The 11,130-nt window shown below is 51.2% G+C and carries 10 protein-coding genes; 6 read left to right on the top strand and 4 right to left on the bottom strand.

The genetic code is table 11. The annotated features are described in order from the left end of the window. The first annotated feature begins 131 nt into the window (after positions 1–131). From H8B09_RS22625 to H8B09_RS31075, 6 genes are all read left to right on the top strand, one after another. Positions 132–1,055, top strand: coding sequence for an ABC transporter permease (locus tag H8B09_RS22625; protein WP_191205858.1), 924 nt, complete (start codon positions 132–134; stop codon positions 1,053–1,055). A 93-nt stretch (positions 1,056–1,148) separates the two neighbouring features. After that, positions 1,149–1,457 carry a hypothetical protein gene (locus H8B09_RS22620; protein ID WP_191205857.1) on the top strand — a complete coding sequence of 103 codons (309 nt, stop codon included), beginning with the start codon at positions 1,149–1,151 and terminating at the stop codon, positions 1,455–1,457. A gap of 45 nt (positions 1,458–1,502) precedes the next feature. Continuing rightward, a complete protein-coding gene (locus H8B09_RS22615) occupies positions 1,503–2,390 on the top strand; it encodes a carbohydrate ABC transporter permease (RefSeq protein ID WP_191205856.1) in 888 nt (295 codons plus the stop codon). Positions 2,391–2,497: 107 nt separating this feature from the next. Further along, entirely contained in the window at positions 2,498–4,105 is a 1,608-nt protein-coding gene (locus H8B09_RS22610; RefSeq protein ID WP_191205855.1) for an extracellular solute-binding protein, read from the top strand. 205 nt (positions 4,106–4,310) lie between these two features. Then, positions 4,311–6,584, top strand: a complete 2,274-nt coding sequence (locus tag H8B09_RS22605; protein ID WP_191205854.1) for an AraC family transcriptional regulator — start codon at positions 4,311–4,313, stop codon at positions 6,582–6,584. 169 nt (positions 6,585–6,753) lie between these two features. Further along, entirely contained in the window at positions 6,754–7,932 is a 1,179-nt protein-coding gene (locus tag H8B09_RS31075) for a transglutaminase domain-containing protein (protein ID WP_191205853.1), read from the top strand. 83 nt (positions 7,933–8,015) lie between these two features. Here the strand turns inward: H8B09_RS31075 and H8B09_RS22595 are convergent, their stop codons facing one another. The 4 genes from H8B09_RS22595 to H8B09_RS22585 all read right to left on the bottom strand — a co-directional run bounded on the left by H8B09_RS22595 (position 8,016) and on the right by H8B09_RS22585 (position 11,100). Beyond that, the gene (locus H8B09_RS22595) at positions 8,016–8,750 is read right to left on the bottom strand and encodes an SDR family NAD(P)-dependent oxidoreductase (protein WP_191205852.1); all 735 of its coding nucleotides are present in this window, start codon (positions 8,748–8,750) and stop codon (positions 8,016–8,018) included. 52 nt (positions 8,751–8,802) lie between these two features. Further along, positions 8,803–9,228: a hypothetical protein gene (locus H8B09_RS22590; protein WP_191205851.1), complete on the bottom strand. Its 426-nt coding sequence runs from the start codon at positions 9,226–9,228 to the stop codon at positions 8,803–8,805. A gap of 588 nt (positions 9,229–9,816) precedes the next feature. After that, a complete protein-coding gene (locus H8B09_RS30915; protein ID WP_263576149.1) occupies positions 9,817–9,939 on the bottom strand; it encodes a hypothetical protein in 123 nt (40 codons plus the stop codon). Between the two features lie 6 nt (positions 9,940–9,945). Further along, complete coding sequence (locus H8B09_RS22585) at positions 9,946–11,100, bottom strand: virulence factor (RefSeq protein WP_191205850.1); 1,155 nt, start codon at positions 11,098–11,100, stop codon at positions 9,946–9,948. Between the last annotated feature and the right edge of the window lie 30 nt (positions 11,101–11,130).

The following is an 11,130-nucleotide window of genomic DNA, read 5'->3' as shown; positions in this document are numbered from 1 at the left end:
AAAATGTTCATATGCGAAGAGGCGAATAAGTTCATATTTTCCGCGAACCTTCTCTTTCTGGCTTGCCGGCTGTCCGACTACACTGAGTGCAGCACCTGATCGATACATGATCGAGGAGAGGAGAGACCAGCATGCTTCGAAAGAGAGGATTTATGTACGAACTCGTTAAAAACCGGCTCATGTTCATAATGCTGATGCCAGCGCTGATCTTTTTTCTAATTAATTCGTACATCCCGATGGTCGGCATCTATTATGCGTTCACCCGGTTCGATTTCAACACCAGCTTGTTCAACAGCGAATTTATCGGTTTCGAGAACTTCAAGTTTCTATGGCGCTCCGGCATCCTGAAGCGGCTGACGCTCAATACGCTCGGGTACAACCTTGCATTCATTGTCCTGAGCAACGTATTCGCGATCGTCTTAGCCGTGCTGGTCAGCGAGCTGAAGCTCAAATGGTTCAAGAAGCTGACGCAATCCGTTCTGTTCTTGCCGTACTTCATCTCATTCGTTATCTTAAGCGTTATCGTCTATAACCTGTTCAACTACGAGAACGGCTTTCTTAACACTACATTGAAAGCGCTTCATATGGAGCCGGTCGACGTCTACAATACGCCGTGGGTATGGGTACCGCTCATCGTCATCTTCTATCTATGGAAGAATCTCGGCTACAGCATGATCATCTATCTCGCAGCCATTACAGGGATAAGCGAAGAGTACTACGAGGCGGCGAAAATAGACGGAGCGAATATATTCCAGAGGATATGGCACATCACGATCCAGATGCTCAAAACAACTTTCATCGTCCTGCTGCTATTCTCGCTTGGCAGTATTATGAAAGGCCAATTCGACCTGTTCTACCAGCTCGTCGGCAACAACGGCGTTCTCTACAATGCAACGGACATTCTTGACACCTATGTCTATCGTTCACTCAAAGTAACATTCGATATGGGCATGGCTACATCCGCAGGCCTCTACCAATCCGCCTTCGGCTTCATACTCGTCATGACCGTCAACTATATCATTCGCAAAATAAACGACGACTACGCCCTCTTCTAAAGTCGCGCAGCGACAACCAAAGAGGGTCGCGCAGCGGCCCGGGCTTCGCCGTTGCGCAGCAACGATCGCGCTGCTTGCAAGTCCCTTCGTCGCATGGCGACGGAATCCCGCGCTGCTAAGGGCAGCGCAGCGAGCCCATCGACGACGGTAGTCTGGGGAGATGGGCGAGCCAAGTTCCCCGCCCCGCGGCGCAGAGGGGCGGGCAGGGCGGCAAGCGAGCGGAGCGGCGGAATCGTTCTGGAGAAGCGTCAGCGGTCGCCTTTGTCCACGGATTGCTACAGATTAGCGATCTCACAAGTTCAGGGCAATCCGGGGACAACAGCGATCGGAAGAATGATCCGCCGCGCAGCGGCCTCAGCCGCCCAGCGGAACAGCTGTGAAGCAGCACCGCACTTTGTGTAGCTCCCGCACTTCAGCATTTTTCACCACTACAGAAGGAGGTCTCCCATGAGCACCACCCCAACCGATCGCTTATTCCGAACGTTAGCCTACGTCGTTCTCATCATCGGCAGCTTGTTATGCTTGTTCCCGTTCCTGCTCGTCATCTCGGCGTCGCTCACCCAGAATGAGTCGATCATCAAACACGGATTCCACCTTATCCCGGAGGCATTCTCCCTGGAGGGTTACCGATTAGTGTTCCGATTCCCTGATCAAGTGCTCCGCGCCTACTGGGTGACGACTGTAACGACTGTCGTTGGCACGCTGCTCGGCCTGTTCATCATCACGATGACGGGTTACGTCCTGCAGCGCCGAGACTTCAAATACCGTAACATGTTCAGCTTCTACATCTACTTCACGACGCTGTTTGGAGGCGGTCTCGTACCTTGGTACATTCTGCTCACCAAATATTTGAAGCTGACAGATACGTATACCGTGCTCATCTTCCCGGGACTAATGACGCCATTCCTCATCATTCTGATGAAGAATTTCATCCGCTCCGCCGTTCCCGACGAGTTGTTCGAATCATCGAAGATCGACGGCGCGAATGACTTTACAATCTATTACCGCATCGTGCTGCCGCTATCGCTGCCTGGCATCGCCACAGTTGGCCTGTTCCTGGCACTAGCGTATTGGAACGACTGGTTCCTGTCATCGCTCTTCATTAACGATCAGCATATGTACCAGCTGCAATTCTACCTCTATAACGTCATCAATACGATGTCGTTCGTGACGCAGATGGGAGCAGGCACCGGCGTATCGCTTGGTACGGACATTCCGACAGAGTCAACGAAGATGGCGATGGCGCTCGTAGTAACAGGACCGATTATTCTGCTGTATCCGTTCGTGCAGCGGTATTTTGTCAAAGGACTCACGATTGGCGCAGTTAAAGGGTAATGACCGTAACCACCGGTTACATCCATCGAGAAGAAATAAGGCGACAGCTTGGCTTCTCGGGGGTTAACATATTGTCTAATGAACCAATCCAAAGGGAGGATTCATTCATGCTTAGATCAAGAAAGCTCGGGATGTCCATCTTGTCCACCATGCTTGTTCTTACTGTCGTGCTATCCGGCTGCGGCAAATCCGAAGACAAGACAGACACATCTTCAAACACGACCGACAACACGGGGGATACGAAGACAGACACGAAGACGGATACGCCGAAGGAAGATGACAGCACGAAGACGGGCATCGATACATCGAAGCCGGTAGAACTGCAATTCTACATGCTTGGCGACGCACCGAAAGATCTGCAGAAGATCCAGGACCTCGTGAATCAGATGGCGAAGGAAGAATTGAATACGACGGTTAAGTTCAACTACACGACATGGACCGACTGGGATCAGAAGTATAAGCTGCTGCTCTCCTCGGGTCAGCCAATCGACCTTATCTTCACGGCGGACTGGACGCAGTTCCAATCGTATGCGAAGAAAGGTGCTTTCCAAGACATTACGGATATTTTGCCTAAAGCAGCGCCTGCACTGCAGCAGTACGTACCAGCTGACATGTGGGATGCGGTGAAGATCGATGACAAAATCTACACCGTTCCAGCAACGTACAAAGAATACGTAACGCTTGGCTTCGTGTATCGTGAAGACCTGCGTGCGAAATACAACCTGCCGAAGCCAGTTGACATGGCGACGTTCGAGGAATACCTCGATGGTATCAAGAAGAATGAGCCAGACATGATGCCACTGTCGATGAACTCCAACGTACGTGACAACCTGATTGCGCCTATCCGCGATCTGACGCATGATGCAATTGGCGCGACGCCATACGGACTCGGTATCAAATACAATAGTCCGTCCGATGTTTATTCGTATTGGGGCTCTGACGAGCAGGTGCAGGACCTTACAATCGTACAGCGTTGGCAGCAGAAGGGCTTCTTCGCGAAGAACGTCCTCAACGTTAAGGATACGATGCAGGATCCAGTTATCAGCGGCAAAGCAGCGGCGATTATCGGAGATAACCCAACTCGTTTCAATGATACGCGTCTGAAAATGAAATCGGCTCATCCAGATTGGGAGCTCGCTTACTATCCATTCCCTCTGGCAAAAGGCTATGCAACGCCGGTTCATCCGATCCATAACGGCTTCGCTGTTCCGAAGAGCAGCAAGAACGCAGAGCGTGCGCTCGCATTCTACGAGAAAATGGTTCTCGACAAACGTTACAACCAGTTGACGGAGTACGGCGTTGAAGGTACGAACTACAAAGTAACCGAGGGCTACTATGAAATGATTGGCGACAGCACGTCCAATGGCTTCCCGCGTGAAGGCATGAACGGCTGGGCATGGCGTAATCCGGAATTCATGTTGTTCGACAAGGACTTCGACGGCGTTAAAGAGATTTTTGCATCGCTGGACAAAATCCAATCGCCGGATAAGTTCACCGGCTTCGCGGAGGACTACACGCCTTACCAAGCGGAGAAAGCGGCGGTCGAGCAGGTGGAGAGCCAATATTTTGCACCGCTGTATGCGGGCTTAGTTGATAATGTGCAGGAAGGCTTGCAGACCGCAATGGCGAAGGCGAAGCAGGCAGGACTGGAGAAGATCCACGAAGAGTATAAGAAGCAGTGGGCGCAATATGTAACAGCTAACGGAATTAAGTAAGGCGCTCTTGAAAGGCGAAGGCGTCGGCGTCCCCCGGATCGTTCGGGCGGGCGTCGGCGCGTTCCTTGCTATAAGCGGGTGTAAACTTGCGAAATTAGGTCGTACGCATCATAAATCACATCGAAAATCGCATTGAAAATCGCATTGACTGAAACCCCTTTCACTCTTACAATCTCGATATACCGATAGGACGAGGAGGAGCCGTATGCGTCTGAAGCATAGCGAAGACAATGGCAAGCTGTTTATTCGATTGCTCCTGAGCATCACGCTCTGTATTGTAGTGACGCTGATCGTCTCTTCTGCTATTTTGTTCACATTGTTCAATCGGATCGCGCTGAAGCAAGTGTATCAATCCGACCTTGCTGCGCTTAATCAGACGAGCAAAGAGGTTGTCGGGATGACCGACAGCGCACAATCGCTTTCGTTCCAGCTATATCAGAACTTGAACATTTCGAAGCTGATGTTCTATGCTAACCCGAATATTTACGACTCTGTCGCTGCTATGCGAGAGCTTAGCAACTACTTGAGTTCAATGCCTTTTATCAAATCGATCTACGTTTACAACCCAAACTCGCGTTATGTGTATCTAGCTTCCAATGCGAAACAAAGCGGTCTTCTCGCGCCAAGCGAGCTTGCCGATCAAGATATATTGAAGATGCTTGACGACTACCAGGACTATAAGCCGTTCACCCCGATCCCACGGACGATACCGATTGATGTTGATTCGACGGAGAGGCAAGCTGTCTATACGTATTTGTGTTATGACGCGATTGGGCTGACTGACAAGGTCAACTCGGCGATTATCGTGAATATTGATGCGCAGTGGATTAACCGCGATATCGGCAGCCATGTCGGGCAAGCGACGAACGGCAAATCGTTTATTATCGATAACCGCGGCAGACTGTTGTCCGGCGACGATCTGCTTGTTGGTCAATCGGGTGACGAAGCGACGACGCTCATTCGGCGTATTGTTGCTGATGCGGATTCGGGTTATTTTATCGGCAAATCCGATGGGGACAAATCGCTCATCTCGTACACGAAGCCCGACTCGTTGGAATGGCGGTACGTACGCATTACGCCTTATCGGGATGTGACGCGCCAGGTAAACGGCATTCGCGTGTTGACGATTGCTGTAGCGGCAGCGATTCTCGCTGCTGGCTTGATCGCTTCGTTTATTTTGTCGCGGCGGCTGTATATGCCGATTGGCCGGATGGCTAGTCGGATGCGTACGCTCGAGACGGAGAAGCGGAACAGTCTTCTGACGCTGCGGCAGGATTTGCTGCGCAACCTTGTTTTGGGGCGCGAAGCGCTTAATCCTCGGCCGCTGCGCAGACGGATGGACGATTTGGGCATCGAGTTCGATTTTCAGAATGAGTATCGGATGGCGCTGCTCGCGATTGACCGGTTCCAATCGTTCTCGGATACGAGCGGCCCCGATGCGCGTGTCTACAAATATGCGATTATGAACATTTGTTATGAGCTGGCGTCCCAGTCTTACAAAGTTGAGACGATCGATATGGATGCTGATGGCGTGCTGCTGCTTCTTGGTAGTTCGGCTGCTGCTCCGTTCGATGATGTCGTACTGCTCGAATCGGTGCTGCGGCATATTCAGCAGGCGGTGCTTGAACATTTGCGCATTGGCGTCACTATTGCTTATACAGATGTGGACAATCACACGGTGCACGTGCATACGATGTATAAGAAGGTGAAAGAAGCCGCACAGCACCGACTGTTCGCTGGATACCGTTCGCTCATTCGAGCGAGCGATGTGATTATACCGATGCTGAAGGAGTACGTCTATCCGGTCGAGAAGGAGAGGCGGCTCATTGAAAGCGTGGCGGCAGGCAAGGTGGAGGAAGCGATGCAGCTTATCGGCTGCATGGTTGACGAGACGCGCAGTCATTCCGTTCAGGTGGCGCGTTGGCTGCTGTCTCATCTCACGATGGTGCTGACGAATGTGTTGCATTCGCTCCAGCGGAGCCATGCGATCGTATTCGAGCGGAGCCCGGAGCATATGCTCGCGGTTAGCGACCAGCCATTCGAGACGCTGCAAGAGGCGGAGACCGCCTTCCAATCGCTGCTTGAAGAAGTAAGAGAGAAGCTGGCCGAGAAACGGAGCATGCGCCACGAGGATCTTATCAAGCACATTCATCAAATGATTGAAGAGCACTACGGCGACTCCAATTTGTCGCTCAACTGGATTGCGGATAAACTCGATTTGTCGCCGAGTTACGTCGGACGTATCTATAAGCAGATTACGCTTAACGCGCTTATCGACGTGATCAATTCTGTACGTATGGAGCGCTCGATTGAGCTGCTCGAAGGCACGCATTATTCGGTAGCTGAGATTGCGGAGCGTATCGGGTATACGAACCCGTCGTATTTCTATCGCATGTTCAAGAAACACTACGGCGTCACGCCAACCGACTACCGTCGACGCATTGCCATAGATGAAGGCGGCGCGGCGGCGAAAGGGTAGGGGCGATTATCTGCTAGGTTGGTCACTTGGATAGGTGTGAATAGGATATATTCGTGTATCCTATTCGGCGCATCTCCTTATCACATCCTCAACGTCCCGATGGTTTCCGTTCCCATAGGTTCGGTTATAATGATGCTAATGAGCAACATTGTGGAAGGAGAGGATGGCCGTGCGGGTCACTCGAGTTGTGCTGCTGGCCGTCATTGCCGGTGTGTTGGGAGGGAGCCAGTTGTTTAATTATTGGAAGCAAAAGGTGCGTCCTATCGCAGTTGACGCAGCATCCGGCACCGAAGCGCTTGCAGCATCTGCAGAAGTGAAGAACGAGAAGTCGCTGACCGAGTTCATTAAGCAGCAGCTTCAGACACACACCGAGCGGGTATCCGTCGCAATGCTTGGTGCCGATCATTCGGAAGCGGCGCTTAAGCAAGCGTTAGCTGATGCGACGGCGACCGATGACTACATCGCATATATTATCGACTCCTACTATTACACGATACGCGAGACTTCACTCCGAACGGATGTGGATCTGCGCATTCGTTACCGAGAGTCGGCAGAACAGACGGCTGAGGTCAACCGGATTACCGATCGGGCGCTGCGTAACATTATGAAAGACGGAATGAACGACCATGAGAAGGTGAAGGCCATCCACGATTGGGTTGTCGACCGCGTAGAATATGATCATTCGCTTCAGAAATATACCGCTTATGAAGCGCTGACTACTGGAAAGGCAGTCTGCCAGGGCTATGCGCTGCTCATGTATAACATGTTGACAAAAGCGGGCATCGACAATGTCATTGCAGCAGGAACGGTGAACACCGGGGAGCATGCATGGAATATGGTGAAGCTGGATGGACAGTGGTACCATATCGATGCTACATGGGATGATGCTGCGATCACTTCAACCTCGGGCGTTGATGCGGCGCAAGGCGCGATTTTGCGCAGCCAATATCGTTACTACCTACTGACTGATGAGCAATTGCGGAAGGATCACCAGTGGACCAAATCGTATCCGAAGGCGGTCACCGTGTATGCGGATGCGCTTCGCAAACGAATGCAGACGGTACCAAGGGAAGCGGAACGTATGGCGAAGCTTGAGTCTGCAGTTGGTCTGGATTGGCTGAAGCCAGAGCGGACAGCGAGCTCCGTCACTTCGCTTGCGAATAAGCTTGCGGATATGTCGGAACGCGGGAAGCGGGAGCTGCAGGTGCGGTACACGAGGGGCGATTCGTGGAACGAGGACATTCGCGCCGCCGTTCGGCAGGCGGGCATCCGCGACGGTTATCAGGTACGGAGCACACCTTACGGTACCGACGGCTCAGTATTGCTGGAACTGAAGCTTACTGCATAAGAGGTATGATAATACGGCCTAGTCGCGCTCCGTGTGGAGATGATTAGGCCGTTTCTTGTAATGCCTATGTAAAAATTCTGATGTTACCACCCTTTGACAACTTTGCCGTGCTCGAATCTGTCGAATAGGAAGGTTATTATTCGGTCTGCCGCATAGCTTGTACTGGCTAACTTGATTGTACCTGCGCTTTTATCCGTGATCACCGATTGTTCGTACATGCGAGTATCGGTTGCGCCAGGTCGAACACCCATGATTCTGACGTCCCTTTGTTCGACTCCGATTGCCTTTACGAATGTTTCGAGCCCTGCTTTAGAAGTAGAGTAGCAGCTTAGCATAGGTTTCAAGTTAAAGGACAGACCGGATGAAATGTTCATGATCCGCTTATCGACCTTGAACGGCTCGGTATACTTGATGAAACTCGACGTTAAGAGCATGGGTGCAACTAAGTTAATGTTCATATGAGCGATGATGTCGTTAGGTTCGCTTCCGCTTGAAACTTCAACAGGTTGAACCACTGCTGCATTATTAACCAAATAGATGGATTGGATAGCGGATTCATCAATGGTCCCGATGATTCGTTTCATTAAAGCGTCGATTTCATGCACATTGATCAAATCAATAGGAAAGTAATCAATCGGTGCATTCTTGGATTCGGCTAAAGCGACTAATTCATGATTCACTTCTCTTGATATGCATAACAGATGGTGGTCTGATGACAGAAGCTTCTCGGATAAGGCTCTTCCAATACCACGCGATGAACCGGTAACGATGAAATATTTCAGCCTAATCAGCCTCCAGTGATCCTTCGAACTTTGCAACCATCTCTTATAATAGAACTAATGTTCGTAAATGTAAATATCAACCATATCATTAAACGTTGTCGAGTTTACTTACTTTTGCCGGGAAGTCCTGCGCTGCTTGGTTGATGAATGCTGTAATCTCAGATGGTTCGCCAAGCACCTTCATGCTCCATAACGAATTAAATTTGATGTTCAGCATCGATGGATCAAGTCTCGTAATCGACTGGAAGCCCAATATAACGCGTGACCCATTGAGATAGAGATATCCTTGCTTCCATTCCACGGTGTTCTTCTTGAAATACAGAAGTCGGAAGAGACTAAACAAATATAAGACAAAGATCAAATTACATATGGATAAGAAAAGCTTCAAGCCGCGGTTCTCAGAGGGGGCCAGCGAGAAATAAAGATCAAACTTCTCATAGGTCAGATAACCGAATAAGAAAATGAACAAGACGAGCAAGCCTAGCAGCTTGCTGGAATGTTTGCCGATAAGCATGGAGATACGCTCCTTTAGAGGTTGTGAAAACTCACTTTTAAGTTAATTCACTCTATTTGAAATTTTAACCAAGTCAGTAATGATTTCAATACCCGTTTGGTTATATACAAAAAAGTAGCCTGCGGCACCGATCGCCGCAGGCTTTTCAATATCTATTTCATAAAGGGGGGTCTTGTCACTTATTATGCTGGGCGAAGCTGAAAGGAAGCTGAAACGGTTATTACAAGTCTGTGACAATGTCGCATCAGCTTTGTTACATAGGCAGCATTCATGACGCTAAACCATATAGAAGGCAAAAAAGTAGCCTGCGGCAACCGAACGCCGCAGGCTCAATATCTATTTCATAAGGGGGTCTTGTTACTTATTATGCTGGGCGAAGCTGAAAGGAACCTGAAACGGTTATTACAAGTCTGTGACAATGTCGCATCAACTCTGTTACATAGGCAGCATCCATGACGCAATACCGATGTAAGGGCAAAAAAGTAGCCTGCGGCACCGATTGCCGCAGGCTGTTCAATATCTATTTCATAAAGGGGGGTCTTGTCTGTTAGTATGCGGGCAGAAGCTGAAATGAACCTGAGACGTTTATTACAAGTTGATTACAAGTTTCTTGCCGCATCGATTATCATCCGATTGCTTCGCAAATTGTATCGGTCCGTTATCTGAGTCCGTTACAGCACCTGAATATGCATCTGCAACTGCAATTTCCACTTTCGGTTACTCCGCGTCGCCTCCGCGATTGCGCTGCGTCATTTGCTGCCAGACGGAGCCGGCCGCTTCCTCGCCGCGCTCGATGCGCTCGACAGCCATTCTCGCCTGCAGCGAGATTTCGAATTCGGCGTCTTTCTCGGCTTCGCGCAGCACATCCAGAGCGCGCTCGTCGCCTGCTTCGTAGAGGAATCGAGCTGCGCGCCAGCGTACAAGCTTGTTCTTGTCGCGCAGCGACTCGATCATTGGCTCGATCGCCGCAGGATCGCCGATGTCGGACAATGTATCGCCAGCCGTGCGGCGGACGGATACAGACTTGTCCTTCAGCGCTGTGAACAACAGTGGCATAGCCTCTGCGCTGCGAAGGTCGCCCAGATAGACGACGGCAAGGCGGCGGATCGATGCGTTCTCGTCCGCAAGCGCACGCTGCAGCATCGGCAGCGCCTCCGGCGTCGACTCGGCCAGTCGATCCAGCGCGGCATAACGCTCCTGCCAATCGGCAGCGTCGAACTTCGCAAGAACCTCTTCGGCTGTCAGCGGGGTAGGACGAATCGGTGCTTCTACGACTGCATCCGGGCCTTGCGCCTGCGAAGCCGCTACCAGCGAAGCGACCCGCTCCTCCGTATACGCCGCTTCAAGCTCGCGTACAATATCGGCTGCGATTTCTTCCGGTTCGCCGTAACGAATGCCGAACTCCTCAAGCTTGCGCTCCCGTATGAACGTCGTGCCGGCTGCCGCCTGCACGGCATCGGTGAAGCGCTGTCCCATTGCAGCACGCACTTCGCGCTCACCGATTCGTACCCGTATCTGCATCGGAATGCCGCGGTAGAATTGCACGAGTACATGCGCTTCACCGAAGCCGTCAGCGGACGGAGCCGCCCCGATTGCAGTTGAAGCGTCTGCGTCGTCACCAGCTAGCAACCGCCGGGCTTCGGACAGTATGCTCTGCCAGTCCGCATTCGGCTTCCGATCTAGGGCGATGAAATCCGCGGTACGGAATAGGCTTTTGACCCCATTGATGGCGAGCAGTGCTCGAATGATCTCCGATGCGCCTTCGGATTTATCCGGCAGGTATGTATGTCGATGTCCGCGAGGCAGTGTCTCGTCGACGTTCAGCTTCATTGAATTCGGGCTTGGCGTTGGCTCTATCGATAACAATTTCATGGAATAGTCCTCCAATCATTAGATGTTCGT

This window comes from Paenibacillus terricola (assembly GCF_014779765.1).
Taxonomy (GTDB): Bacteria; Bacillota; Bacilli; order Paenibacillales; family Paenibacillaceae; genus Paenibacillus_T; species Paenibacillus_T terricola.
The sequence above is the reverse complement of the archived record's forward strand: the minus strand, read 5'-3'. Positions and strand labels throughout refer to the sequence as shown.

Excerpts from the sequence above, each read along its gene's own strand:
- H8B09_RS22625 (WP_191205858.1), top strand. The coding sequence starts at position 132 with ATGCTTCGAAAGAGAGGATTTATGTACGAACTCGTTAAAAACCGGCTC.
- H8B09_RS22620 (WP_191205857.1), top strand. The coding sequence starts at position 1,149 with ATGGCGACGGAATCCCGCGCTGCTAAGGGCAGCGCAGCGAGCCCATCG.
- H8B09_RS22615 (WP_191205856.1), top strand. The coding sequence starts at position 1,503 with ATGAGCACCACCCCAACCGATCGCTTATTCCGAACGTTAGCCTACGTC.
- H8B09_RS22610 (WP_191205855.1), top strand. The coding sequence starts at position 2,498 with ATGCTTAGATCAAGAAAGCTCGGGATGTCCATCTTGTCCACCATGCTT.
- H8B09_RS22605 (WP_191205854.1), top strand. The coding sequence starts at position 4,311 with ATGCGTCTGAAGCATAGCGAAGACAATGGCAAGCTGTTTATTCGATTG.
- H8B09_RS22590 (WP_191205851.1), bottom strand. The coding sequence starts at position 9,228 with ATGCTTATCGGCAAACATTCCAGCAAGCTGCTAGGCTTGCTCGTCTTG.
- H8B09_RS22585 (WP_191205850.1), bottom strand. The coding sequence starts at position 11,100 with ATGAAATTGTTATCGATAGAGCCAACGCCAAGCCCGAATTCAATGAAG.